Here is a 24,328-nt window from a genome sequence, read left to right on the forward strand (position 1 = left end):
AAATTTAGCTATTTATTGTCTCAAAATCACTTGATATTCTGGTTTTCAACAGGTATTTGAGTTTTGACTAAACAAAGATATTCTATTCTCAAAGCCAACTCATGGATTTCTGACTTCCAGAAAATCTGTGACCACTGATTCTTAGCAATGAGTCGGGTGGCAGGGTTTTGAAAAGGTGCAAATGGAGCCCCAATGAACGAGTAAAATTGCTTTTCGGGGTTTAAATCTACATCGATTTTATTTCTTTTTTCTCCAAATTTTAAAAGAGCCGTTTCCAAAAGCATTCTAAAAAGTACGCTTTTTTCTTTTGTCAATAAATCTTTCGAAATACGAATCAGTTCTGGCTTTCTTTTATCCAGTTCGGGAAAGGAGAAATCGGCCATAAAACGTGCGTAGTGATAAATTATGAGTGCGGGATGTCCGTAATGCCGAGCTATATGGAATGGATTTTTGGTGATATCGTTTACAGAATTACTGATGAATTCCAGTGTGTTTTGGTCTGTTTGGTCAAGGAGTATTTGCTGCTTGAAAAACAAATACATCATATTCAGCAAAGCACAAACGTCTTGTTCTTTTGGCATATTTTTACCAAACCAAGTGCTGTAGATTTTGTCATTCTTTGACCCTCGATATTGGTCTGTAAATTCTGCCAAATGATTTTTTAGCCAAACAGTCTGTTCTTTGGAATAGTTTGATGCCAAATAAATAAGTGCAGTGTCGTCTATGTCGTCCGGAAGTCTGAAATGGTCAAATCTTCGCATGCATCGCCCGTTTGGGAAATGACCAGAAGGCTTGGTCTTGTAAAAATTGTAGGTCAGACGGCCGTCTTTGTTTTGATATTTCGCAAATTCGGCCTGTATTTGGGATTCTATTTTTTCAAAAATTACTTTTTGTTCTTTATTCAGATATCGAGAATTCTGTTGCAGGATAAAAAGAGTGGAGGCTGAGGCAAAAATGTTGTCGTCGGCTCTTTTATAGCCCCAAAGGTCATTTTTTCGGACTGAAAAAGCGGAATTAGAGGCTTTGACTTCGCTCATTTTTTTGGCAATTTCCGAAATTATTACGCTTATCATTTTTTAAACCTACTTATCGTTTTTATATTTGTATAGAATTTATACAAAAATACATAATACGATGGAAGTTTCTGGAAATATCAAAGTAATAAACCCTGAGCAGCAAGTAAGCCCCACTTTTAAGAAAAGAGAATTGGTAGTAACTACCGAAGAGACTTATCCTCAGCACATAATGATAGAGTTTACACAAGACAAATGTGATTTGTTGAACAGCTATGCAGTTGGTGATGCCGTGAAGGTGTCGATAAACCTCAGAGGAAGAGAGTGGCAAAGTCCGCAAGGCGAAACAAGATATTTCAATAGTATACAAGGTTGGAGAATAGAAAAAGAAAGCGGAGCTACTTCGGCACCTGCGGCTTCTACTTCTTCAGCACCAGCTACGCCAGCACCGATACCAGCTGCATTGGAAGGCGAAGACGATTTGCCGTTTTAATATTTAGAAAAGATATTTTTTTGAGAAAAGACATGCTGCGAAGTGTGTCTTTTTTGTTAGTCAGTTAGTAAAATTTGAACAGCCAAAGAATGGTATTTTCCCTTGAAATTTTTATGATTGCTAGACCACGGTGATTGTTTTTGCCATTTAGAATTCTTCAAATAAGTCCATCCAAAGTTTTCTTTTTCGATATTTCCACCAAACCAAGGCGAATATTCAGTACTTTTTATCTTTTCTTTTTTGCCTACTTCGTAGTATTCAGAGACAAATTTGTTTTGCTCAACAATTAACCACTCTGCTCCAACGAACAAGCCACTTTCTGGAAAACGGATATTTAAATTTTCTACATTGATTTCGGTGATTTTTTTGCCTTTCGCACAAGTTCCTACAATATTTTGATTGTAATAAAATTCGGATGGTTCGCCTTTATCGTTTGGTGTGTATAATCTTATGTTAAAGATTGAATTTTTTATTTCGCTTCGAGTAACAATTTTGATTGATTTTATAAATCTCGTGGTAGAAATAGACTCGGTGTAAGGTATATACTTGGCGGTTATTTGCGGTAAACCACGATTGGCAAAAAATGCATCCACCTTTTTGCTGTTAAATTTTACTATCGATTTAGAATTTTTATTTCTCCTCGGTTTAACCAAAATCTCACCTAAATCAATAATCTGTTGTTCAAGAAAAATAGTTTCAGGAATTTTTTCAGCATTGATTTTTAGCATTTTATAGCCAACTGCTGAGAAAATCACAACATCATTGGTGTTTAAATTTGGCAAGGAAAATTCTCCTTTTTCATTGGCCGAAACTCCGATGTTTTGATTTTCAACCCCAATATTTACGAAGGAAATGGGTTCTTTGGTTTTAGAGTCTTTGACAGTGCCTATTATTTGAGCGAAGCTTAGCTGGTGGATAAATAATAAAATGAGGATTCTCATTAATAAAGGTTTTTATGTGAATACTAAAATTACAAACGATTTTGGATTTAGGAAATTGCTTGTTTAAATTAAGTAGTGTCTCTTTGATGGTTATTTTTTTTATTGAAATTTGCTTAGACGCAATCGAATTATTAAAGTCACATTTTTCTTTAATTTTTTTTCTAATCAAACAAAAAAGCCAATGCTGTTCGCATTGGCTTTTTTGCCGGCCTGACCTTCGGTCCTGACCAACTTCTAATATATCTTCTTTCTTACGCCGGAAACGACTTAGAGATATCTGTAAAGTCTCTTGACTTTAGCGATGCTCCGCCAACAAGGCCGCCGTCAACGTCGGGTTGAGAGAACAATTCTACGGCATTGCCTGCACCTACGCTACCACCATAAAGGATCGAGATTTCGTCAGCCACTGTTTGTCCATATTTGCTTGCCAAGTGGTCACGCAATATTTTGTGCATTTCTTGTGCTTGTGCTGAAGAAGCCGTTACGCCCGTACCGATAGCCCAGATGGGTTCGTAAGCGATAACTACTTTTTGCAAAGCCTCAGCCGAAAGATGAAAAAGGCTGTTGGTCAATTGTCCACAAACAAAATCGAAGTGAATCCCTGCCTCACGCTGTGCCAAAGTTTCTCCACAACAGAATATCGGCGTTAAGCCTTCAGCCAAAATAGCGTCCACTTTTTCTGCTATAAATGCATCCGACTCACCAAAATACTCACGACGTTCTGAGTGTCCAATGATGACATATTTTACACCTACAGATTTCAACATCTGCACTGAAACCTCACCTGTGTAAGCACCAGAAGGTTTTGGGTGGCAGTTTTGAGCTGCTATTGATACTTTAGATGAATTCACTAATTTGGTAAAACTACTCAAATAAGGAAACGGAACGCCCAGTATTACGTGAACATTCGGGTTGTTCATCTCGTCGTTTACCATATTTACCACTTCTGACAAAAGGATTTGGCCTTCTTCAAAAGTTTTGTTCATTTTCCAGTTACCAGCGGCGTATTTTTTTCTCATTTTTTACTTTCGTTATATTTCAAAAATCGCACAAAGATAGCCTTTTAAGGCTAAAAAGGAAAACAAGCGTTTTGAAAATGTTAGAAATTCGGGTTTTATCAGAAAGGCCTATGATTTTCTTGTTTTAATGTTTTTTAACATTTAGATTCTAAACCTTATCGGAGCGAGTAGGTCAAAGCCATATAACAAATAAAAAAACAATTATGAAAAAGTTAATTATGTCTTTGGCCGTTATTTCGGCTTTATCAGTTGGTGCTTTTGCCCAAAAAAGTGGAAACGAAGTTGGTAAGCGAGAATTTAATCCTGAAAAAATGGCTGAAAAGCGAAGTGAAAGACTCAAGGCTGATTTGAAATTGACGGACGAGCAATTTGCGGCTGTTACCAAGCTCAACAAGGAGTCAGTTGCCAACCGTGAGGCTGAACGTAAAGAATTGAAAGCCAAACATGACGCAAAAAAGTCGGCTTACAAAAACGAAATGAAAAAGATATTGACTCCAGAGCAATACAAAACTTTCGAAGAAAAATTGGCCACTAACGAAGCTAGGAGAAAAGAAGGAATGCGAAAAGGAAGAGGTGGAAATCATGGCGGACCACACCACGGAGCACGTCCTGAGAACAAAGGGTAAATCAAAAAAGGTCAACGGAAACGTTGACCTTTTCTATATTTTTTCAATTTAAAAGTAATTTAACCGAACCTCCCGATAGCTATCGGGACGTCAATCAAAAATCGGAGCAATCGTCAATGGAATTACTCAATCACCATATTGTGATAAACGTTTTGTACGTCATCGTCTTCGTCAAGTTTTTCTAGCAACTTGTCCAAATCAGCCGCCTCAGCTTCGGTTAGTTTTTTGGTGTCTGTGGGTATTCTTTCAAAGTCGGCGTGGAGTAATTCCAAGCCTTTTTCTTCTAGGAATTTCTGTATGGCTCCGTAAGCGGTAAATTCACCATAGATATTTATTTGGTCATGTTCTTCGTCCAAAAACACATCATCTGCTCCGAAGTCTATCAATTCAAACTCCAGCTCCTCTAAATCTACTCCAGGTGTATTTGCAATTTTGAAAATACATTTTCTCTCAAAAATAAAGTCCAGCATACCGTTGGTGCCGAGGTTACCGTTGCATTTTGTAAAATAGCTTCTGACATTGGCCACTGTGCGGTTGTTGTTGTCGGTTGTACATTCTACCAATACCGCCACGCCGTGCATTCCGTAGCCCTCGAGTACCATTTCTTTGTAGTCTTCTTGGTCTTTTGAAGAGGCTTTCTTGATAGCATTTTCCACGTTGACTTTTGGCATGTTGGCCGCTTTGGCGTTTTGAATTACCGCCCTCAAACGCGAGTTTGTACTTGGATCTGGACCACCAGATTTTACAGCCATCACGATGTCTTTGCCAATACGTGTAAACACCTTGGCCATAGATGACCAACGCTTCATTTTGCGTGCTTTTCTAAATTCAAATGCTCTTCCCATAGATTTTCTGAAATTTCAAGGTGCAAAATTAACTAAAATCGTTACGATTTCACATTTGCAAATGAATTTTTCAAGATTCTTTACTTTTGTGCTTGGTAGGGTAAAGCTCCAATTAGGTTCTGAACGGCTCGTACTGCTAAGTCCTGGGGAGAGTCCATTCTGTTACTGATATCTTGAAAGCTCTGATTTTGCCAAAGTAGTCCGCCAGAGTCTGCATCTATAAGTTGGAGTTGGGTATTCATGCCGTTGCGGCCAGCAAAATTTCTCATCGAAAACTGCATTTCGGTTTCGCCCCAAATGACGGCATCAACACCCAATAAGCGAGCAAGTTTGCCTTTATCAATTGATTTCAATTCTGAAAACCTAATGTTTTCCGACTGGAGTGTTCTGTTGGTAGTTAAAAAATCTTGAACTGTTATACCCCATTTTTTTTTCTCGGCTCTCCTTGCAAGTAAATTGAAGGTAGTTTTTTGTAGGTCTAGGCCTGCAATTCGCTCCTGCTCGGGCCAGTTTCCTTGTCCTCTACCTCTACTGATAGATTTGTATTCTTCATTAAAAGTAACTTTTAGTGGCAATACCGCTACTCTTCTGTGCATTTGGAGAGCTGAGTTGGCGTTTTCTGCTAAAAAACTCTGATTGGTTTTGCAGCCTATTATATTAAAAATAATCAAAAAAGCGGCCCCGAGTTTTAAAAAAGTGTTCATTTCTGATTTTTTATTTTGTGAATATATAACGTTTTATGCCACCAAATTATGCATCTACCTCCAAAACCATTTTGCCTGTGTTTTCTCCCGCAAAAAGCTTCATAAGTGTCTCTGGGAATGCTTTTATGCCGCCTTTTTCTACCTGAAAATTGGCATTAAGTTTACCTTCCAATATCCACCCTGCCATTTCTTTGGCTGCTTCGCCATACCGAGCGGCATTGTCGAAGACCACGATTCCCTCCATTCTAGCTCGGTTGACCAGCAATGAGAGGTAGTTTTTTGGTCCTTCTGGCTTGGTAGCATTATATTGTGAAATAGCCCCACAAATAACTATACGGGCTTTTTTGTTGATTAGCGTCAAAACGGTATCTAATATTTCGCCACCCACATTGTCAAAATAAACATCTACGCCGTCCGCACAAACCTCTTTGAGGTTTTTTCTTAGGTTTCCTGCTTTATAGTCTATGCAAGCATCAAATCCCAGTTGGTTTACCACATAATCACATTTATCTTGCCCACCAGCAATGCCCACCACTTTACATCCTTTTATTTTGGCTATTTGACCAACCACACTTCCCACTGCTCCCGCGGCTCCTGAAACCACTACTGTTTCGCCTTCTTTAGGCTGGCCCGTATCTAGCAAACCAAAATAAGCCGTGAGACCCGACATACCCAAGGTACCTAGATAGGCCGGCAAAGGGAAAATTTTTGGATCAACTTTTACAAAGTCCTTTCCTTCAGAGATTGCATATTCCTGTACGCCAGTGGCAGTACTCACAAACTCCCCAACATGATATTTGGGATTTTTTGAAGCCACCACCTCGGCAATGGCCAAGGCACGCATCGTATCTCCCAACTCAACCGGTTTTATATAGCTTTTGGAGTCGTTCATCCAGCCTCTCATGGCTGGGTCTATAGAAATGTATTTGGTTTTGACCAATACCTCGCCTTCTGCTATTTCAGGAACGGCCATGGTTTCTATTTTCCAACATTCTGAGGTAGGGGTGCCTAATGGCCTTTGGTTAAGTATTATTCGGGTGTTTTGCATCGGTTTCGTTGATTTTGAATGCAAGCATAACAATTTTTACTGAGAAAAGTACAGTTTTAAAACGATTCTGTTTTTTATCGTAAATAATTTAGATAAAGGTTTTTGTAAAAAGAAAAAAATTAATATCTTTGCAGCCCGATTTAGAAAAAAGATAATATTTTATAATAATGGCAAAGAAAGGAAATAGAGTTCAGGTTATATTAGAATGTACCGAGCACAAGACCACAGGTCAGCCAGGAATGTCGAGATACATCACTACCAAAAACCGTAAGAATACTACGTCGCGTTTGGAGTTGAAGAAGTACAATCCGGTATTGAAAAAAGTTACAGTACACAAAGAAATCAAGTAATTTGTTTGAAAATGGCCGCGGCCAAAGTCGAACATCAAACATTTAACATAAAAATACAATGGCAAAGAAAGTAGTTGCGACCCTTAGGGATAAATCAGCGTTGAAGAGTTTTGCGAAAGTTATCAAAGCTGTAAAATCAGACAAAACTGGTGCTTATTCATTTAAAGAAGAGATGGTTGCTGTTGACAACATCGCTGAAGCTTTAAAATAATAAGTTTTCAAAGATATTTATGAAAGCCTTGCCGTTTCGGTTAAGGCTTTTTGTTTTGTATAACATTTTATTTCTCAATGTGGTGGCTGAGCGGAGCCGAAGACACTTGTGCCGAGTTGTGAGTACCGAGTTGTGAGTGCAGAATACTGAGTGCTGAGTAATTAGTTTTTTAAAGAAGTGAAACCCAGAATATACCAACATATTGTAAAAGTTGCTGAGGCTGATATTGATGAGCTGAATCATGTGAATAATGTGGTGTATTTCAATTATTTACAGCAAGCGGCTATGGCTCATTGGTACACTTCAGTGCCTTCAGAAATATCCGATAGTATGCGATGGGTAGTAAAAAAGCACGAAATTGAATATTTCAAGCCTGCTTTCTTAAAAGACGAAATAATTGTCAAAACGTGGGTCGATAATTTTTCTGGTGTTACATCAGATCGCCATTATGAAATCTACAAAGACGATATTCTACTTGTAAAAGCCCGCACACTCTGGGTTGCATTAGATCCTATTTCTATGCGACCTAAGCGTGTTCCTTCTGATTTGTGGGAGAGGTATTTTGGGGAGTGACCAGTAATTTCTACATGCTATAAGAAACTAAATACCAACAAACGGAATTTATTTGATAAATTTGCGTACAACACTCAATCTCTGATAAATGGGCTTATTTGATTTTTTTAGTAAGGAAAAAAAGGAAACACTCGACAAAGGTCTGGAAAAATCCAAAACCAGTATTTTCGATAAGATTTCAAAGGCAATTGTGGGTAAATCTACGGTTGATGAAGAGGTCTTGGATGAACTTGAGGAAATTTTGATAAGTTCTGATGTGGGTGTGGATACAACTATAAAAATCATCAAACGTATTGAGGCTCGGGTGGCTAGAGATAAATTTACGAATACTGCCGAGTTGGATGTGATTCTTAGAGAGGAAATTGCTGAACTTTTGCAAGAAAATAATTCTCAAGATGTGCAAAATAGCTTCGAAACCGAAAATTTACCAAAACCTTTTGTGTTGATGGTGGTGGGAGTGAACGGTGTCGGAAAAACTACAACTATCGGGAAATTGGCTCATAATTTTCAAAAAAACGGTAAAAAAGTGGTGCTTGGTGCTGCAGATACTTTTAGAGCTGCGGCTGTGGACCAACTTAAACTTTGGGGAACAAGAGTAGGCGTGGAGGTGATAGACCATGGCATGAATACCGACCCATCTTCAGTAGCTTATGATGCCATTAAAGTGGGTGTAGAAAAAGGGGCAGACGTAATAATTATTGATACAGCGGGTAGATTGCATACCAAAGTTAACTTAATGAATGAGTTGGGTAAGATAAAACGTGTGATGCAAAAGATTCTTCCTGAAGCTCCTCACGAGGTAATGTTGGTTTTGGATGGTAGCACCGGCCAAAATGCCGTAATTCAGGCCAGAGAATTTACCAAAGTAACTGAAGTTAATTCATTGACCATTACGAAATTAGATGGAACTGCTAAAGGTGGTGTTGTTATAGGTATTTCAGATGAATTTAAGATACCAGTAAAATACATTGGTGTGGGCGAAAAAATGGAGGACTTGCAGGTATTTAATAAAGTGGCCTTTGTGGACTCTTTGTTTAAGAAATAGATGTCGTTTTTATATATTAACCAACAAAAAAGCGGATTCTGAATCCGCTTTTTTGTTTACTACTATTATTTACTATAGAGAATAAATTATTTTAATAGCTTCTCAATCAGTGCCTTAGTTGCTTTTATGCCTTCATCTTCTGATAGTTCTGTGCCTTCGAACTCTATGCCGATATTGCCTTTAAAGCCAGCGTCTGTAACTATTTTCATGATTCTGGCGTAATCCATTTCTGACTCGTTACCATCTTTTCCGAATACGTGTGTTTTTGCACTTACGCCTTTGGCATATGGCATCAGTTCGGCTATTCCTTTGTATCTGTCATATTCTTTTAGGCATCCATCGGGGCCTCTTTCAATGCAGAAGTTGCCAAAATCTGGAAGTGTTCCTACGTTTTCCATATTGACGGTTTTCATAACACCCGCTAACCAAGAGCCGTCTGAAGAATACCCACCATGATTTTCAACAACTACATTGATTCCTTCTTTTGCTGCAAATTCGCCCAATTTTTTAAGGCCATCTGCTGCATTTTTGGCCACTTCTTCAGCGGTTCCTGTTCCGGCAGCATTTACTCTGATTGTGGCTGCTCCTAAATATTTGGCTATTTTAACCCAATCGTAATGATTTTCGACGGCTTTTTGTCTTTCTACAGAATCGGCATTGCCCAAGTCTCCTAAGGCATCACACATAATTAAACCCACTTTTACGCCGGCATCGTCACATTTCTTTTTGAAACCTTCCCAGTATGCCATGTCTTTGGCTTTAGAGAAATAGAAAGTATTCACCAGTTCTATGGTATTTACACCGTATCCAGCTGCTATTTTCGGGAAATCGTCGGGGTGTAGTTTTCCTTGTAAAAGAGAGTCTGGGTTTTCTTTCAAAAGTCTTCCAAAAGCTGCCCAGTCGCCATTGAGAGCATTTCCAAAAAAGCTTTTGTGGAGCGACCATTGTGCCAATGAGATATTTAAATCAGGTTTTTGTTCGGTTTCTGACTTGCAACCCACTAGCGTAGCAGTGCCTAAAAATAGACTAAGAATGATTTTTTTCATGAAATTAAGATTGAATTTTGATGATAATAATACAAATATAGTTGAGAAAACGTAAATCACTCATCCTATTGTTTTGCAGTTTGTGCGGCTTTCTTTTTAAAGTAGAACATTGAAACTAAAACCATCAGAAAATAGGAAACCGCCAAAGCGTAAGAGCCATAAATGAAGAAGTTTACATTGGTAGTTTTATTCTGGAAAAAGTTTTTGTAGAAAAGTACTAACAAACTTCCAAAATAAGCATAATAGTCTGCCAATGTTATCATAAATCCTACTGTTCCGGCGTATTTGAAGGCAGCTAACATACGTTCAAAATATATACTATTGCACATAGAATAAGCCACATACGCTCCAAAACCCACACTTATAAGCCAAAGGATAGGATTGATGATTTGCATCTGAAATAACATGGTGGAAACACCGATGATGATAGCACCCAGTAAAAGTAAACTTTGAATTACCAAAAAGGCTTTTGCGTGATTTTTAATCCATCGCATAGAGGCCATCAGCAATAGGACTACGATTGCTATCGGTATTTCGGTTTTGGTAAAAAGTGCAGTTTGACCACCATAGCCCAATTCTTGGAGAATTTCAGGCATGAAATTGTCTCTAAATTCGCGATAAGCCGTGAGTAAAACATAGGATACAATAAATAAGACCAAACCTATTCCGAATTCCTTTCTGAAGGCTTTTCGGTCATTTTTGTTCATAGGAAGCCTTTCTACTCGGTCATGTTTGTCGGCTTCGCTGGGTCTGGGGATTTGAGCCAAAAACCAAACTGAAATAGCCAAAGGAATGTACATAATAGAATCTGCCACAAAAGGCATAAGGAATTCGGACACGTCAAAACTGTTCAAAACCCATTTTCCAATGCTTTTTGCAAAGCCAGAGCCAATAATAAAAGATGCCGTGAGTGCGGCCACAAGCAAATCGGTACTTTTTCGTCCCTCTAAAAAACCAAGAATAACTCCGTAAAACAAACCTAGGGGTAAACTTCCCAGAAAAACAAAAATTAGATTGTAGGGAGCTGGAGTCAGTCCAAAAAACAGCATACAAATCCAAGAAAGTCCCGTGAAAAGTAACAATCCTTTGGCTCTATTTTCAGGTTTCATTTCTGAAACAATCTTTACGCCAATGCCTTTCGAAACTGCAAAACCCAATACTTGAGCAGTGATTATAAGTATCTTAAAATGTATGCCCCAGAAATATAATTCCTCAAAAGTAGCAGCAGTGTAGGCTCTACGAAAGGGGTAAAAGCACAAATAAGTACAAAATGCTGCTACTGCTGCAATGAGCGTTTGAACTGAGTTGGGAAGGTTTGAAATTCGTTTTGAGAGCAATTTTAAGGTTTTTGAATCTTCAAATTATGAAAATTTCTGCTCTGTTCAAAATGTAAAGCGATTTTTCAAATCGCTCAAAAATAAAGATTTCAGCATTCAATGGAATCAATTTCCCACGATTTGAAAATTCGTGTTACGAAAAACGCACATCATATCTCAAATGTAGAAATCGTATTCGTAATAATAGCCACACACTCTTGTATTTGTTCTTCAGAAATCACCAATGGCGGTGCAAATCGTATTTTATTTCCATGAGTAGGCTTAGCCAAAAGTCCGTTTTCTTTTAAAAGCAAACAAATATTCCAAGCCAGCTCTGAATCTTCGGTGGTGTTTACTTCAATGGCATTTAGAAGTCCTTTTCCTCTTACAAGCGTCACAATTGAGCTATTCTCAATGTATTTATTGAGTTCGGACCTGAAAATTTCTCCTAAAAATTCAGCTTTTTCAGCCAATTTTTCATCCAAAACTACTTGAAGTGCTTCTTTGGCAACTTCGCATGCAAGAGGATTGCCACCATAAGTAGAACCATGTTCACCCGGTTTTATACATAGCATTATGTGGTCATCTGCCAGAACAGCTGAAACAGGTAGTACACCGCCAGAAAGAGCTTTTCCAAGAATAACAATATCAGGCCTAACCTCTTCATGGTCAACACAAAGCATTCTACCAGTTCTAGCAATCCCAGTTTGAATTTCATCAGCTATAAATAGGACATTTGCGGCCTTACAAAGTTTAGCTGCCTCTTTCAGGTAGCCTTTTGCAGGAACTTTTACACCTGCTTCGCCTTGAATAGGTTCTACGATAAAGCCCGCCACAAAAGGATCTGAAATTAATGCATTTTCAAGAGCTTCAATGTTGTCGTATTCGATTACATCAAATCCAGGCAAAAACGGCCCGAAACCAGTACGGCTACTAGGGTCAACAGACGCTGAAATTACCCCTAAAGTACGTCCGTGGAAGTTTTGACTTGCAAACAATATTTTAGCTTTTCCTTCTGGAATACCTTTTTTCTCATACGCCCATTTACGGCAAAGTTTTAAAGAGGTTTCCACGGCTTCTACGCCTGTATTCATCATCAAAACCTTGTCGTAGCCAAATAGTTCCGTGATATATTTTTCAAAAACACCTAATGAAGCACTGTGAAATGCCCGGGACGTTAAGGTAAGTTTTTTAGCTTGCTCTGTAAGTGCATTTATAATTCTTGGATGACAATGTCCTTGATTTACAGCTGAATATGCAGATAGGAAATCAAAGTAACGTTTTCCTTCTACATCCCAAACAAAAGGGCCTTCGCCACGCTCCAGTACCACTGGAAGTGGGTGGTAATTGTGGGCTCCATGTTTTTCTTCGAGTTCAATGAACGATTCGGTCTTGGTGATTTCGGCTGTCATAATTCTGATATTTTGTACAAAAAAGTTGGTATTTCTTTATATTTACAAAAAGTTGATAATAATTTTTATTTTTGGTTTTAAAAAGTAAATTATTACTTTATTTTTAAACTATATAGAAAATTTGATTTTTTAAATTATGGAATTGGACGAATACGACAAACTGATACTGAAGGAATTAGAGAAAGACGGTAGAAAGCCTTTTTCTGACATTGCTAAGAAAATGGAGATTTCGAACACCATGGTGCATCAACGGGTGAATAGAATGCGGGCAGAAGGTATTATTAAAAAAATGGCCCTCGAATTGGACGAACGTAAAATGGGCTATGAATGGAGTGCCTTTACGGGTATTATTCTGAAAGAAGATTGTAATTCGGAGATTATCATTGATGCTCTCAAGGAAATTCCTGAGGTGGTGGAATGTTATTATATTACTGGACAGTATACCCTGTATATTAGGATAGTAGCTAAAAATAGCGAGCACATGCGGAAGGTTTTGTACGAAAAAATTGACCATATTCCGGGTGTGTTGAAAACCGAGTCACTCATAGATTTTGGACGGGCATTTAAAAGAAATGTACCAATTGAGTGATTCGTTTTGCTTAAAAAAAGTACTTTTGCACAAAATTTCATCTTCAAAATCATGTCTAAAAAGATATTTCTTGACAACGCCGCCACCACACCCCTTGACCCAGAAGTTTTCGAGACTATGCTTCCTTATTTTAAAGAGCACTTTGGCAATCCATCATCTATACATTCGCATGGGAGAAAAGTAAAGTCGGCTTTAGAAACTGCTAGGAAATCGGTTGCGGCAATTTTGAATACCTCCCCTGGTGAAATTTTCTTCACTTCAGGCGGAACTGAGGCCGATAACACTGCCATCATTCAGTCGGTCGAAACTTTAGGCGTCAAACATGCGGTTACTTCTCATCTGGAGCATCATGCGGTTTTGCACACCCTAGAAAATCTGGCGAAACTGGGTAAAATAGAGTTGACTTTTTTAGAAAATGATGCTGCTGGAAATTTAGACATTGATAGCCTCAGTGGAATATTGAAAGATAAGCCAAAATCCTTGGTATCGCTGATGCATGGAAATAATGAAATTGGTAATTTGTTGGATATCAATCGGGTAGGAGAGATTGCGAAGCTACACAATGCTGTTTTCCATTCGGATACCGTGCAGACTATGGGACACTATACGTTTGATATGCAGGCACTTCCTATAGATTTTGTGGTTGCTGGGGCTCATAAATTTCATGGTCCAAAAGGTGTTGGATTTTTGTATATCAATGCCAATTCAAAAATAAATCCGCTCATTCATGGAGGGGCTCAAGAGCGAAATATGCGTGGAGGTACCGAAAATATTTATGGAATTATTGGCTTGGCCAAAGCTTTAGAAATAGCCAATGCAAACCTCGAGAATCATAAAAACCATATCAAAGGTTTGAAAAGTAAAATGAAGGATTTGCTACAGGAAAAAATTTCGGGAATAACTTTCAATGGAGCATCTGGAGATATTGAAAACAGCCTTTATACGGTATTGAATGTAAGTTTTCCACCACATCCTGACAACGAAATGCTACTTTTTAATCTTGACATTGAAGGTATTTCGTGTTCGGGCGGAAGTGCTTGCTCAAGTGGTACAAACCTCGGTTCGCATGTATTGAACGCTCTCAAAGCCGATCCAAATCGAGCCAATGTCCGTTTTTCGTTTTCTAAATACACTACTGAAGAAGAAATAGTAAGAACAGTAGCAGTTTTGGAGGGATTGTTTGCGAGTAAATAGTCAGAATTAGGATTCTTAGATTCTAGGATTCTTTTAAAGTTCAAAAATGATTGTTATCAACATTTTTGCAGTTCATAAGTAATATCCTTTAATCCTATCAATCCTAAAAATCCTAGTCAAGACAATTTATTTCACGGCCTAAAAGTCATCTTCCCGTAAATCATCTTTTCGATATCTTTTCTATTGGTGAGTTCTGGTCTTTTGCCTCCTTTGGCAAACATTTCGGCTTGGTCGTCATATCTTTTGCTCATGAAATAACCACTTTGTCCCGTTGGATTTACACTTTGAGCGGCTTCTGGATTACCAAAATCTATTATTCTACGTAAGGCTGGGCCATAAACTACTTTGTAGGTTCCTGTAGAGTCCATGTGAAAGTCAAGGTTGTTGATGGTCTCTCTGCCGCCATTTACGGGAATCGGACCCACATTAAACCATTTGCCGATGACAGGTACTATCCCAAGCGGATGCTTGTGCTCTATGGTGTGTACTTTTCCCCATTTCCATTGAGTTTTTTCATTGCCTAGTTGGGTTATTAAGTCCTTATTGGTAAGGTTAATAGCTTTCAGGATTATTTCTTTTCTGGTTTCTTTTTCATTGGTTTTGATGTTATCCCACCATTTTGAATTTTGATTTTTAAGAAAAAATTCGGTGTTTCTTTTCATCGCAAAATTATGCTCGAACGAGGTAAAAACATCAGGGCCAAGTTCATCCAAAAAAGACAATTTGTAAATATTATAAAGTAACTTGTAGAACACCGTTGGTTCTATGTTTTCTAGTTCATGAGTACCATCCCATTTGTTCAGAATGGTTTTTAGTTCCTTTCCACCGGTTTGAAGTTCTGTGTCGTTTAACCCAGCAAAAATGCTGTTAATCATACTTGGATAACTGCTACTTTTTACATCGTTGATTACTTTTCTTACCTCTTCCTCTGTCCAATCATTTTTATCTGTAAAAATCAATTCTTCAATTCTTTTTGCTCTATTGGCCGGTACGTAATAGCCAGGAACAAGGCCGTTGCCCATATCATCTGGTTGATTGTTAGCCGTGTACAAAGCTCCTCTTTCAGGGTTTAGAATTTGTGGATTTAGTTTAAAGTCATACCAACCTCGTGGGTCATCAAGTCCGGTAGAGCCATCTAAAATCACTTGGGGATTAACGTGCTTAGGTCTGATCGGTAATTTGCCTGCTGCCCACCACGCAATATTTCCTTGGGTGTCGGCCCACATAAAATTAAGTCCTGGAGATGTTAGCGGGGCGACTGCCTTTGCCATATCAGCCGCATTTTTTGACTTGCATATATTATAAAAAACATTCAAATGTTGCGATGGAAACTGATGATACACCCACCATAGGGCTATCGGGTCTTTGATGGTTTCTATGTTTTTAAAAGCACCATTCAGTAAATATCCATGTCTGGTTTTCTTTACTTCTAAGACCACATCCGACTTGTCTTTTACTTTTATAATCTCTTTTCTGATTTTAATATTTTCCCAAGTGTCTTTATATTTTACCTGATTTGGATTAGCAGGATTTAAGGTTTCCTTGAAAAAATCGGCATCGTCGTTCTCAAACATGGTAAGTCCCCAGCCTCCTTGGTCGTTGTGGCCAAGAGCAGGAACTGGAGTTCCAGCCAAAAAATTACCATAAATCTTGAAAGTTGGGCATTCGAGATGGGCTTCGTACCAAACGGATGGTTGTGAAAATGCAATGTGTGTATCGTTGGCTAATATCGGTTTGCCCGATTTTGTCTTTTTACCAGAAATTACCCAGCCATTGGAGCCATGAAAAGGCGGGAAAGCCAAATCTTGGTTCATTTTGGTCAATTGATTGTGCATCATTGCTAAGTTTTTAGCAGCCAAAGCACTTCTTTGAACCGGAATTTTGTAGTTAGAATCTGGCCATGCTGTCAATACATCTTTAAAATAATCTGGCCCGAGTCTATTCATAATGTCTGTAGAAACAGCTTCGGAACCAAAAGCACCCACAAAAGTATAGCCCATGTAGCCAACAATTATTTCCATATCCTCGAGGGTGAATTCTGTCTTCGGAATACCCGCTATGGTAAATTCAATTGGCGTCTTACCGTTTTTGATGTATTGATTTATACCTTTTATGTACGCTTTGGCGGCTTTTACGAATGGCGAATTAGGATCTTTGTAAGTGGTGGCCAATGTAAGTTTGGCATGTTCTCTGAAGCTTAAGGTTCTGAAGAACTTGTCACTTTCTAAAGCAGGTTCTCCAAACAATTCTGAAAGACGGCCGTCTGCCAATCTTCTGAGTACTTCCATTTGGAACAATCTGTCTTGGGCATGTACATACCCGAATGAGTAGAAAAGATCTTCTTCGTTTTGTGCATAAATATGTGGAATGCCGTGGTTGTCATACAAAACTTCTACTTCAGATTTTAAGCCGGGCAATGAAAGGTTAGCATTAAGATCGGGTTTTAGATAGGCCAAATATCCATAAATACTGGCGGCCAAGAGAATTATAAAGCCGAGTGCAAAGAAAATTATTTTCTTGAAGGTCTTCATTGATTTGGTTTTAAGGATGATAGTTCAAAATTATGAAATTAATTCATTGTATAGTGCAAATTTGGATAAATCGAAAAAGAGAACATTTTGAAATTTTAAGAACTTTTTAAGTTTCTTTTGTCGAAATATTTGAATACATCAATATTTTTGTTGTACTTTTTCAAGAATTATGAAAATTAAGGCACTCATAAACATACACTTAAAAAAACTATAGTAGTAAATTTGCAATGTAATCAAACGAAAATTACCTATGGCATTAGCTAAACAGTTTTTAAAATCGAAGCCAGTTTGCAAAGTGACTTTTGAATTGGCTCCAGAACAAGTTCAGGGAAATCAGGTTTTATTATTAGGAGATTTCAACAATTGGGATTCAGAAGGAACGCAGTTGAAGAAACAAAAAAATGGATATTACAAAACGACAATAGAATTACCGGTAGGCACAGAGACTCAGTTTCGTTACTTAGTGGATGGCCAAAACTGGATCAACGACGACGCTGCTGACAAATATGTTCCTTCGGGAGTTTCAGCAGATTTAAACTCTGTTGTTGCGTTATAAAAAGTTTTTTATTTAAGGTTGAATAGATTTTAAAAATAGCGATCATTTGGTCGCTATTTTTTTGTTTAAACGGGATTTGTTCTTTCTGCTAATAGGGATAGACAGTCAAAAACGCCATAAAGTTTTCTTTATTGATTATTTGGGAAGATTTCGGTCTGTAGTTTTCCATAAAAATTGGTGGAAACTTCACCTTCTCTTTAGGATTCCATTTGAATTCGAACACATACAATTTTCCGTCAATTTCCTCTACGTAATCAATTTCGGCTTTGTCTTTGTTTCTCCAAAAATAAGTCTTTCCGTAAAAGCCATGATAGGCGAGAAGTTTTTTTCGTTCCATTATCAAGAAGTTCTCCCAAAGTGCACCAATATCGTTTCTGGCAGTTATGGGACTGAAGTTTGAAATTAAGGCATTCCGAATACCATTATCATAAAAAAACACCTTCTTCTTTTTATTTATTTCGTTTCGTAAATTTCTACTAAGCGTACCTAATCTGTATATTACAAAAGATTGTTCTAGCAAGTGTATATAGCTTTCAATGGTTTTTACGTCTGCTCCAGCCGTTTGTGAAAGTTCGCTTAGTGACACTTCGTTTCCCACTTGGTAGGCCAGTGCAGTTAAGATTTTCTCTAGTATCTGTGGTTTTTTTATGCTTACTAATGCCAAAATGTCTTTGTACAAATAGGTGCTGGTTAAGTTTTTCAGAATTTCTTGAGCATCTTTTTGATGGTTTACCACCTCGGGGTAAGTACCGAATACCAAATAGCTATTCAGGTTTTTTAATATTTCTAGATAATTGGTGTGTTGTAAAAGCTCCTCTATCGAAATGGGGTAAAGGTTGTATTCCCATTTGCGGCCCGTTAATGGTTCTTGGGTAAGATTGGCTATATCCAGTGACGAGGACCCGGTGATGATTAGCTGATATCCTTCCTCGGCATCTATAATCAGTTTGCAAATGAGGTCAATGTTTTCAATTCTTTGAGCTTCATCAAGCAAGATAAGTTTTTGATTTCCAAAGCTTTGTTTTAGAAAATTTATGTTTTCTAGTTTCCAAAGATTTTGAGTTTCTATTTCGTCGCCATTGAAATAGGTATATTTCTCATTTATGTTGTTCGCCAGATTTTTGATTAAAGTAGTTTTACCAACTTGTCTGGGTCCAAGTATGATGATTGCTTTCTTAAAATCTATCCTATTTTTAAGTTTTTCTTCAAGAATTCTCTTTATCATTTCGCCTTGATTTTGACCCAAAATTATTCAAAAGTTATTTCAATTCCCAAAATATCGCTATTTTTAAGGATTCAATTCCCAAAATATCGCTATTTTTAAGGATTCAATTCCCAAAATATCGAATAATGCTACTGCGAATGCACGAATGTTTGATTGGAAATTAAGTTTTATATTGGAAAGGGATTCTCAATTATGCACCATCAATTTCACCTAAAAGACCACTCCGTTGTCTGAGCGGAGTCGAAGACAATTACCGCAATGTCACTTCGGCTCTGCTCAGTGACCGTATTTCGGCTATGTAATTGACTGTGTTTCGGCTTCGCCCAAGCTGAGCATTAACCAAACTCCGGTGTCTGAATACCGCGGAGTTTTCTGAACAAATCCATGGCGTAAACGTCTGTCATGCCCGAGATGAAATCTACGATGGAAAGTAAGTTTTGATAAAGTGTATTTTCTTTTGAAATACAGAATTGGCTCGGGATTAATCGTAGGATTTTTTGAGATTTAGCCAAATCGGGCTGCATCAATGCTCCTACAAAATCTTCAAGAAGACCATAAATAACATGATATCCTGCCAATTCTTTTTCTACGACCGATGGATGATTGTATATTTTCTGAAACGAAAGTTGGTCTATTTTTTTCAACTGAGCTATCGAAGACTCGTCTATCAAATCTATGAGAGATTTGTTCAATGTGCCGTTCAAAAGTGCTTCTTCGTTTTCAAGGAAAACTTGGGTACATTTTCGAGTGAGGTTGTTTACCAACATCGCCCTTAAAAGTGAAAGTTTCTGACTTTCGTCGACAATGGTTTCCAGTTTTTGTGTGATGTAAAGATAGCTAGCCTCGTTTATAAATAAAGGCAAAAGCAAATCCTGAGCTTCTTGAAAAGAAATGACGTGCAACTTAAAGGCGTCCTCCAAATCGATGATTCTGTAACAAATATCATCGGCTGCCTCTACCAAAAACACATAGGGATGGCGTGCATAGACATTTTTCGTATCGTCAAGTCTTTTAATGCCCAGCTCTTCCACAAGCTCTTGATAATGTGTAATTTCAGAATCAAAAAAGCCAGATTTCTTGGTACCCAAAGATTTTTTGTCGAATCCTGAAACCGAGTCTGTAGGATATTTGATAATGGAAACCAAGGTAGTATAAGTCAGTTTCAGTCCCGCTTCTTGGAATAGTGTAGTAAGTATTCTAAAAGCATTTGCGTTGCCTTCGAATTTTATCAGGTCATGCTTTTGATTTTCGGTGATGTTACTGCTTACTTCATTTTTTACAAAAAAATCACTGAAAAAAGTACGAATGGCTTCTTCCCCAAAGTGTCCAAAAGGAGGGTTGCCGATATCATGAGAAAGGCAAGCCGTTTGAATAACATCAGAAAGCTCAAATCTATAAAAATCGTTGGCGTTTGGGGTAAATTTGTCTTTATGTTTGGTGGCCAAAAGTTCGCCCACAGCTTTTCCAAGCGAACGCCCAACAGAGGCCACTTCTAGGCTGTGCGTAAGGCGATTATGCACAAAAAATGCTCCTGGCAAAGGGAAAACTTGAGTTTTGTTTTGCAAACGCCTAAACTGTGAAGAGAATATTACGCGATCGTAATCACGCATATAGTCGCCCCTTATTTCGTCTCTGGCGTGGGTATTTTGCGAACCCAGTCTTTTGTTAGAATATAGTGTTTGCCAATCCATTTTTTACATTTTTATTGCTTTCCTAAAATAATGTGTAATGCCCCAAACAGACACAATAATGAGTAAAAGTACCAATATTTTAGAAAAAAGACCTTCGTTTGGGTTTTGTATGAGTGTTTGTATTTCTTTGGCCTGACTGCCTGTATACACTGCCAAGAGTGTCCTTGGTAGCATACCTCCAAAACCTCCAAGTAGTATGTTTTTGAGTTTTGCACCCGATATAGCAAAGGTGAGATTGGTCAAAGCAAATGGCAAAATAGGAGAGAGTTTAGCAAAAAATATGATTTTCAATTCATCATTCCTGATGTTTTTCAGAAGGTTTTTTACTTTCTCATTTTTCTCAAAATAAGCATCTATCCATTTGAAATCTAATACTTTATAAAAAACATATATTAAAAATATCGCTCCGAAGTTAATTATTAACAGATAGGGGATAGCTTTAAAACTCATGAAATATCCAAAAACTATAGCCAAAAATGTTGGAGGACAAAGTGCGATGGTGGCCCCAATTGTTAGAATTAAAGTTAAAACTAACCATTCAAAAACACCAAAAGTAGAAATCGTTGACTCGTATTTAAGAAGATAATAGCTTAACAATGAGGTACTAAAAAGAGGAAGCAACGTAAAACCAACAAAACTCAGAATAGACGGAAGTTTGGAGGTTTCCATATCAATTCTTTTTACAAATCATTATCATTCTGTCAGAAACCAAGTCTTGGTAAGGATTGAGGTCATAATCTCCATAAACTGCTGTCAAAGTCAAATCTGCTTTTTCAAAAAAGTGCCTAAAATCCTCCAAGAAAAGCAATTTTACCCTTTCCTCATATTGATGTTGGTCACCCTCAGTTTCAAAACTTATGTTTTTGAAAATATAGCCAAACTCTATTCTTTTGTTGATATTGAAGGTGATATTATCAACCGTCTTTTGATAATGTGAGTTGAAGCCCTCAATGGCCTTGCGACTATTCATGTAGTCCAACACCAAGGTTCCGTCGGGTTTTATATTTCGTGCCATTGCTACCACGGCTTTTTGGTTTTCTTCCTGATTTTCGAAGTAACCAAAGCTTGTAAAGAGGTTCAGCATGACATCGAAAAACTCAGGCTGAAATATCTCTCGAATATCATGCTCATGAAATTGAAGTCGTTCGTTTTCATAGGCTTGTGCATGCCAAATATTGTTGGGCGAAAGATCCAAACCTACTACATCAAAGCCTTTGGAGTTGAGGTAAATGGCATGACGACCTTTGCCGCAGGCCATGTCGCAATATTGCCAGTTGGTCTTGAAATCAAGTTTTCTAGACAGGTTATCAATAAACCTTTGGGCCTCATTTTGTCCTCTACTTTTGTATAGAATATGATAAAAAGGCGTATCAAACCATTCTGCAAACCACTCTGCCATATTAAGAGTGCTGGGCTTTATATTCTTTATACACCAGGGCTATTCCGTCTTTGAGTTCGATAGAATGTTTCCAGCCCAAGCTATTCAGTTTACTTACGTCCATCAGTTTGCGTGGTGTGCCGTCAGGTTTTTCAGTATTCCATATTATTTCACCTTCATAACCCACTTCGTTTTTGATGGTTTCGGCTAATTCTTTGATGGTCACATCCACTCCAGTCCCGATGTTTACCAAGGTGCTATCGTTGTAGTTTTCCATCAGGTAAACACAGGCTTCGGCCAAATCGTCGGCATGTAAAAATTCACGCATAGGTGAACCCGTTCCCCAGAGTTCAACACTCGATTTGTTCTCGAGTTTTGCTTCATGAAACTTACGAATCATGGCAGGTAGAACGTGCGAATTGTTGAGGTCGTAGTTGTCATTTGGGCCATAAAGATTGGTTGGCATCACCGAAATAAAGTTACAGCCATATTGGTCTCTGTAAGCCTCACACATTTTTATGCCTGCTATTTTGGCAATGGCATAAGGTTCGTTGGTAGGTTCTAGAAGACCTGTCAGTAGATAATCCTCTCTTAATGGTTGCGGGGCAAGTTTAGGGTAAATACACGATGAACCCAGAAACATAAGTTTTTTTACCCCAGCCAAATAGGATCCATGAATCACGTTATTTTGAATCTGCAAGTTTTCGTACAAAAACTGCCCTCTATAGGTATTGTTGGCTACTATTCCTCCCACTTTGGCCGCTGCCAAAAAAACGTAGGCTGGTTTTTCGGTCTCCAAAAACTCCAAAACTTCAGTTTGTTGAGTAAGGTCTAATTCTTTTGAAGTTCTGAGCAAGAAATTTGTAAAACCTAAACTTTTCAGTTTCCTGACTATAGCCGAACCCACCATTCCGTTGTGGCCAGCTACATATATTTTATCGGATATTTCCAATTTTTTGTTGAAATTTACGTTTTGAAAATTCAAATTGTTCACAAAAGTACTACACAGGTATCTTATAATGAAACGAATTCTATTCTTATACATTTTACTGCTTGGATATGTGTCCCATGCTATTGCTCAGGACATCATTCCGAAGCCCAAAACCAAGGCGGAAAGAAAAGCGGAGCGGAAAAAAATGACCTTGGAGGAAAGAATTGAGGACGTGGTGCCGCTAGATGTAAACTTACCAAAAGCTAATGTAAATCTCCCCGGAGATAACAAAATAAGCTCAGTAGAAGACGCCAAGAAGTTTTTGAATGAAACAATCCCCAACTTATCAAGCGATGTAAAAGCCAAAAGTAAGAAAGCCAAAAAAGCTTTAGCTAAGGCCAAGGCGGAGGTTTTTGACGGAAAGAGTTTTGAGAAAATAGCCATCGACAAAAGGGTTTTTAAAAGAGGTTCTGGTAGCAGATTGGTGTATCAAGAGTTTTATGTTTTGAAAACTTATCAGAAACCGAGTCCCTACCACAGAACCTTGACTTGGTTTGATGATAAGAACAAGAAGTTTGTGGAGGCATTGACGCGTGACACCAAAACCAACGTTTTATTGCACGGCCCCTTCAAAGAGTATCGTGGAGAAACGCTCGTGAGGGAGGGATTTTATTATTTAGGTGCAAAGCATGGCCGCTGGCTGGAGTATGACAAAGACTTCAACCTTTTGAATAAGGAGTATTACGACAAAGGATTTTATAAGGAGTCGGAAATTACCTTTTATGACGCTGACAGTATCAAGATAAAAGAAATAACACCTAAAATTTATGGAAAAATTACTGGTGCTTATTGGAAATTTTATGAGGATGGTACCACTGCCGAAGAAGGACACTTTGATGAAGGTAAGAAAGTTGGACGTTGGGTTGAGTTTTACCCTGGGGGCAACCGTAGGAAGAAAGTGACGCAGTACCCGAAAGATATTTTTGACAATTCTGAGCCTTTCGTTATGCAAGAATATAGTGCAGATGGCAAGTTGATTTATGATAGTACTGCTCCGAAATGAGGTTTTTGTTATGGTATTGAGGCACAAAGGCATCAAGACATAAGTTATTCAAGTCTTCATTTACTTAAAATCTTCATTTTCTTCTTGTTAAAAATTGAAATTGATATCTAACATGAAGGAATTAAGAAATGAAGGACATTAAGAGCTTCATTTGCTTAAACTCTTCATTTTCTTCTTGTTAAAAATAGAAATTAATATCTAACATGAAGGAATTAAGAAATGAAGGACATTAAGAGCTTCATTTGCTTAAACTCTTCATTTTCTTCATATTAAAAACCACTACTTCATTTTCAACAAAAAAATAAACTTATTCGAGATTTCTGTATTTCTTTGTAAACCAAAGAAAATCATCAATGAAAAGATTATTAATTCTACTTGCGAGTGTTTCGCTATTTTTCTCTTGTAAAAGCGAAATTGATATCTAACATGAAGGAATTAAGAAATGAAGGACATTAAGAGCTTCATTTGCTTAAACTCTTCATTTTCTTCTTGTTAAAAATAGAATACTCCTGAACTTAAAAATGGCCT

At 37.8% G+C, this 24,328-nt stretch carries 25 protein-coding genes; 10 read left to right on the plus strand and 15 right to left on the minus strand.

From position 1 onward, the window contains the following. Positions 1-26: 26 nt before the first annotated feature. Positions 27-1,073 carry a hypothetical protein gene (locus tag EGI31_RS18280; RefSeq protein ID WP_255038591.1) on the minus strand — a complete coding sequence of 349 codons (1,047 nt, stop codon included), beginning with the start codon at positions 1,071-1,073 and terminating at the stop codon, positions 27-29. 61 nt (positions 1,074-1,134) lie between these two features. Here EGI31_RS18280 and EGI31_RS18285 point away from each other — a divergent pair, with 61 nt between their 5' ends. Continuing rightward, positions 1,135-1,506, plus strand: coding sequence for a DUF3127 domain-containing protein (locus EGI31_RS18285; protein ID WP_255038592.1), 372 nt, complete (start codon positions 1,135-1,137; stop codon positions 1,504-1,506). Between the two features lie 56 nt (positions 1,507-1,562). Here the strand turns inward: EGI31_RS18285 and EGI31_RS18290 are convergent, their stop codons facing one another. Together EGI31_RS18290 and tpiA are read right to left on the minus strand one after the other, a co-directional pair. Beyond that, on the minus strand, positions 1,563-2,447 hold the full coding sequence (locus EGI31_RS18290) for a carboxypeptidase-like regulatory domain-containing protein (protein WP_255038593.1): 885 nt from the start codon (positions 2,445-2,447) through the stop codon (positions 1,563-1,565). Between the two features lie 251 nt (positions 2,448-2,698). Continuing rightward, positions 2,699-3,466, minus strand: a complete 768-nt coding sequence (gene tpiA, locus EGI31_RS18295; protein ID WP_255038594.1) for a triose-phosphate isomerase — start codon at positions 3,464-3,466, stop codon at positions 2,699-2,701. Positions 3,467-3,669: 203 nt separating this feature from the next. Between tpiA and EGI31_RS18300 the strand changes: the two genes are divergently transcribed. Continuing rightward, the gene (locus EGI31_RS18300) at positions 3,670-4,092 is read left to right on the plus strand and encodes a DUF4890 domain-containing protein (RefSeq protein WP_255038595.1); all 423 of its coding nucleotides are present in this window, start codon (positions 3,670-3,672) and stop codon (positions 4,090-4,092) included. Positions 4,093-4,214: 122 nt separating this feature from the next. On the opposite strand, the gene EGI31_RS18305 is transcribed toward EGI31_RS18300, so the two are convergent. The 3 genes from EGI31_RS18305 to EGI31_RS18315 form a co-directional block, all read right to left on the minus strand. Next, a complete protein-coding gene (locus EGI31_RS18305; RefSeq protein ID WP_255038596.1) occupies positions 4,215-4,937 on the minus strand; it encodes a YebC/PmpR family DNA-binding transcriptional regulator in 723 nt (240 codons plus the stop codon). A gap of 80 nt (positions 4,938-5,017) precedes the next feature. Beyond that, on the minus strand, positions 5,018-5,641 hold the full coding sequence (locus EGI31_RS18310; RefSeq protein ID WP_255038597.1) for a hypothetical protein: 624 nt from the start codon (positions 5,639-5,641) through the stop codon (positions 5,018-5,020). Between the two features lie 46 nt (positions 5,642-5,687). Then, on the minus strand, positions 5,688-6,689 hold the full coding sequence (locus EGI31_RS18315) for an NADP-dependent oxidoreductase (protein ID WP_255038598.1): 1,002 nt from the start codon (positions 6,687-6,689) through the stop codon (positions 5,688-5,690). 167 nt (positions 6,690-6,856) lie between these two features. Between EGI31_RS18315 and rpmG the strand changes: the two genes are divergently transcribed. From rpmG to ftsY, 4 genes are all read left to right on the plus strand, one after another. Further along, positions 6,857-7,039 carry a 50S ribosomal protein L33 gene (rpmG, locus tag EGI31_RS18320; protein ID WP_255038599.1) on the plus strand — a complete coding sequence of 61 codons (183 nt, stop codon included), beginning with the start codon at positions 6,857-6,859 and terminating at the stop codon, positions 7,037-7,039. 58 nt (positions 7,040-7,097) lie between these two features. Continuing rightward, positions 7,098-7,250 carry a DUF4295 domain-containing protein gene (locus EGI31_RS18325; RefSeq protein ID WP_255038600.1) on the plus strand — a complete coding sequence of 51 codons (153 nt, stop codon included), beginning with the start codon at positions 7,098-7,100 and terminating at the stop codon, positions 7,248-7,250. Positions 7,251-7,427: 177 nt separating this feature from the next. Beyond that, a complete protein-coding gene (locus EGI31_RS18330) occupies positions 7,428-7,823 on the plus strand; it encodes an acyl-CoA thioesterase (RefSeq protein WP_255038601.1) in 396 nt (131 codons plus the stop codon). An 88-nt stretch (positions 7,824-7,911) separates the two neighbouring features. Continuing rightward, positions 7,912-8,868 (plus strand): signal recognition particle-docking protein FtsY, encoded by a 957-nt coding sequence (ftsY, locus tag EGI31_RS18335; protein ID WP_255038602.1) that lies wholly within the window; start codon positions 7,912-7,914, stop codon positions 8,866-8,868. Positions 8,869-8,954: 86 nt separating this feature from the next. Here the strand turns inward: ftsY and EGI31_RS18340 are convergent, their stop codons facing one another. The 3 genes from EGI31_RS18340 to rocD form a co-directional block, all read right to left on the minus strand. Beyond that, positions 8,955-9,914, minus strand: coding sequence for a sugar phosphate isomerase/epimerase family protein (locus EGI31_RS18340; RefSeq protein ID WP_255038603.1), 960 nt, complete (start codon positions 9,912-9,914; stop codon positions 8,955-8,957). Positions 9,915-9,979: 65 nt separating this feature from the next. Next, positions 9,980-11,251 carry a DUF5690 family protein gene (locus EGI31_RS18345; protein WP_255038604.1) on the minus strand — a complete coding sequence of 424 codons (1,272 nt, stop codon included), beginning with the start codon at positions 11,249-11,251 and terminating at the stop codon, positions 9,980-9,982. A 149-nt stretch (positions 11,252-11,400) separates the two neighbouring features. After that, positions 11,401-12,642 carry an ornithine--oxo-acid transaminase gene (rocD, locus tag EGI31_RS18350; RefSeq protein WP_255038606.1) on the minus strand — a complete coding sequence of 414 codons (1,242 nt, stop codon included), beginning with the start codon at positions 12,640-12,642 and terminating at the stop codon, positions 11,401-11,403. Between the two features lie 136 nt (positions 12,643-12,778). Between rocD and EGI31_RS18355 the strand changes: the two genes are divergently transcribed. Beyond that, positions 12,779-13,231, plus strand: coding sequence for an Lrp/AsnC family transcriptional regulator (locus tag EGI31_RS18355; protein WP_255038607.1), 453 nt, complete (start codon positions 12,779-12,781; stop codon positions 13,229-13,231). A gap of 51 nt (positions 13,232-13,282) precedes the next feature. Then, positions 13,283-14,425, plus strand: a complete 1,143-nt coding sequence (locus EGI31_RS18360; RefSeq protein ID WP_255038608.1) for a cysteine desulfurase family protein — start codon at positions 13,283-13,285, stop codon at positions 14,423-14,425. Positions 14,426-14,556: 131 nt separating this feature from the next. On the opposite strand, the gene EGI31_RS18365 is transcribed toward EGI31_RS18360, so the two are convergent. Next, positions 14,557-16,956 carry a penicillin acylase family protein gene (locus EGI31_RS18365; RefSeq protein WP_255038609.1) on the minus strand — a complete coding sequence of 800 codons (2,400 nt, stop codon included), beginning with the start codon at positions 16,954-16,956 and terminating at the stop codon, positions 14,557-14,559. A 250-nt stretch (positions 16,957-17,206) separates the two neighbouring features. On the opposite strand from EGI31_RS18365, the gene EGI31_RS18370 reads away from it, so the two are divergent. Next, positions 17,207-17,512: an isoamylase early set domain-containing protein gene (locus EGI31_RS18370; RefSeq protein WP_255038610.1), complete on the plus strand. Its 306-nt coding sequence runs from the start codon at positions 17,207-17,209 to the stop codon at positions 17,510-17,512. Between the two features lie 88 nt (positions 17,513-17,600). Here the strand turns inward: EGI31_RS18370 and EGI31_RS18375 are convergent, their stop codons facing one another. The 5 genes from EGI31_RS18375 to EGI31_RS18395 form a co-directional block, all read right to left on the minus strand. After that, the gene (locus tag EGI31_RS18375) at positions 17,601-18,737 is read right to left on the minus strand and encodes an ATP-binding protein (protein WP_255038611.1); all 1,137 of its coding nucleotides are present in this window, start codon (positions 18,735-18,737) and stop codon (positions 17,601-17,603) included. A gap of 335 nt (positions 18,738-19,072) precedes the next feature. Further along, complete coding sequence (locus EGI31_RS18380; RefSeq protein ID WP_255038612.1) at positions 19,073-20,428, minus strand: deoxyguanosinetriphosphate triphosphohydrolase; 1,356 nt, start codon at positions 20,426-20,428, stop codon at positions 19,073-19,075. A gap of 3 nt (positions 20,429-20,431) precedes the next feature. Beyond that, the gene (locus EGI31_RS18385; RefSeq protein ID WP_255038613.1) at positions 20,432-21,097 is read right to left on the minus strand and encodes a TVP38/TMEM64 family protein; all 666 of its coding nucleotides are present in this window, start codon (positions 21,095-21,097) and stop codon (positions 20,432-20,434) included. A 1-nt stretch (position 21,098) separates the two neighbouring features. After that, on the minus strand, positions 21,099-21,827 hold the full coding sequence (locus EGI31_RS18390; RefSeq protein WP_255038614.1) for an SAM-dependent methyltransferase: 729 nt from the start codon (positions 21,825-21,827) through the stop codon (positions 21,099-21,101). Between the two features lies 1 nt (position 21,828). After that, positions 21,829-22,758: a GDP-L-fucose synthase family protein gene (locus EGI31_RS18395; protein ID WP_255038615.1), complete on the minus strand. Its 930-nt coding sequence runs from the start codon at positions 22,756-22,758 to the stop codon at positions 21,829-21,831. A gap of 67 nt (positions 22,759-22,825) precedes the next feature. Here EGI31_RS18395 and EGI31_RS18400 point away from each other — a divergent pair, with 67 nt between their 5' ends. After that, the gene (locus EGI31_RS18400) at positions 22,826-23,800 is read left to right on the plus strand and encodes a toxin-antitoxin system YwqK family antitoxin (protein ID WP_255038616.1); all 975 of its coding nucleotides are present in this window, start codon (positions 22,826-22,828) and stop codon (positions 23,798-23,800) included. Positions 23,801-24,328: the final 528 nt, after the last annotated feature.

It is taken from the genome of Lacihabitans soyangensis (assembly GCF_024343775.1).
Taxonomy (GTDB): domain Bacteria; phylum Bacteroidota; class Bacteroidia; order Cytophagales; family Spirosomataceae; genus Leadbetterella; species Leadbetterella soyangensis.

What these genes read in the sequence shown, in the direction of transcription:
- EGI31_RS18280 (WP_255038591.1), bottom strand. Translation starts at nt 1,073, where the DNA reads ATGATAAGCGTAATAATTTCGGAAATTGCCAAAAAAATGAGCGAAGTC.
- EGI31_RS18285 (WP_255038592.1), top strand. Translation starts at nt 1,135, where the DNA reads ATGGAAGTTTCTGGAAATATCAAAGTAATAAACCCTGAGCAGCAAGTA.
- EGI31_RS18290 (WP_255038593.1), bottom strand. Translation starts at nt 2,447, where the DNA reads ATGAGAATCCTCATTTTATTATTTATCCACCAGCTAAGCTTCGCTCAA.
- tpiA (WP_255038594.1), bottom strand. Translation starts at nt 3,466, where the DNA reads ATGAGAAAAAAATACGCCGCTGGTAACTGGAAAATGAACAAAACTTTT.
- EGI31_RS18300 (WP_255038595.1), top strand. Translation starts at nt 3,670, where the DNA reads ATGAAAAAGTTAATTATGTCTTTGGCCGTTATTTCGGCTTTATCAGTT.
- EGI31_RS18305 (WP_255038596.1), bottom strand. Translation starts at nt 4,937, where the DNA reads ATGGGAAGAGCATTTGAATTTAGAAAAGCACGCAAAATGAAGCGTTGG.
- EGI31_RS18310 (WP_255038597.1), bottom strand. Translation starts at nt 5,641, where the DNA reads ATGAACACTTTTTTAAAACTCGGGGCCGCTTTTTTGATTATTTTTAAT.
- EGI31_RS18315 (WP_255038598.1), bottom strand. Translation starts at nt 6,689, where the DNA reads ATGCAAAACACCCGAATAATACTTAACCAAAGGCCATTAGGCACCCCT.
- rpmG (WP_255038599.1), top strand. Translation starts at nt 6,857, where the DNA reads ATGGCAAAGAAAGGAAATAGAGTTCAGGTTATATTAGAATGTACCGAG.
- EGI31_RS18325 (WP_255038600.1), top strand. Translation starts at nt 7,098, where the DNA reads ATGGCAAAGAAAGTAGTTGCGACCCTTAGGGATAAATCAGCGTTGAAG.
- ftsY (WP_255038602.1), top strand. Translation starts at nt 7,912, where the DNA reads ATGGGCTTATTTGATTTTTTTAGTAAGGAAAAAAAGGAAACACTCGAC.
- EGI31_RS18340 (WP_255038603.1), bottom strand. Translation starts at nt 9,914, where the DNA reads ATGAAAAAAATCATTCTTAGTCTATTTTTAGGCACTGCTACGCTAGTG.
- rocD (WP_255038606.1), bottom strand. Translation starts at nt 12,642, where the DNA reads ATGACAGCCGAAATCACCAAGACCGAATCGTTCATTGAACTCGAAGAA.
- EGI31_RS18355 (WP_255038607.1), top strand. Translation starts at nt 12,779, where the DNA reads ATGGAATTGGACGAATACGACAAACTGATACTGAAGGAATTAGAGAAA.
- EGI31_RS18360 (WP_255038608.1), top strand. Translation starts at nt 13,283, where the DNA reads ATGTCTAAAAAGATATTTCTTGACAACGCCGCCACCACACCCCTTGAC.
- EGI31_RS18365 (WP_255038609.1), bottom strand. Translation starts at nt 16,956, where the DNA reads ATGAAGACCTTCAAGAAAATAATTTTCTTTGCACTCGGCTTTATAATT.
- EGI31_RS18370 (WP_255038610.1), top strand. Translation starts at nt 17,207, where the DNA reads ATGGCATTAGCTAAACAGTTTTTAAAATCGAAGCCAGTTTGCAAAGTG.
- EGI31_RS18375 (WP_255038611.1), bottom strand. Translation starts at nt 18,737, where the DNA reads ATGATAAAGAGAATTCTTGAAGAAAAACTTAAAAATAGGATAGATTTT.
- EGI31_RS18380 (WP_255038612.1), bottom strand. Translation starts at nt 20,428, where the DNA reads ATGGATTGGCAAACACTATATTCTAACAAAAGACTGGGTTCGCAAAAT.
- EGI31_RS18385 (WP_255038613.1), bottom strand. Translation starts at nt 21,097, where the DNA reads ATGGAAACCTCCAAACTTCCGTCTATTCTGAGTTTTGTTGGTTTTACG.
- EGI31_RS18390 (WP_255038614.1), bottom strand. Translation starts at nt 21,827, where the DNA reads ATGGCAGAGTGGTTTGCAGAATGGTTTGATACGCCTTTTTATCATATT.
- EGI31_RS18400 (WP_255038616.1), top strand. Translation starts at nt 22,826, where the DNA reads ATGAAACGAATTCTATTCTTATACATTTTACTGCTTGGATATGTGTCC.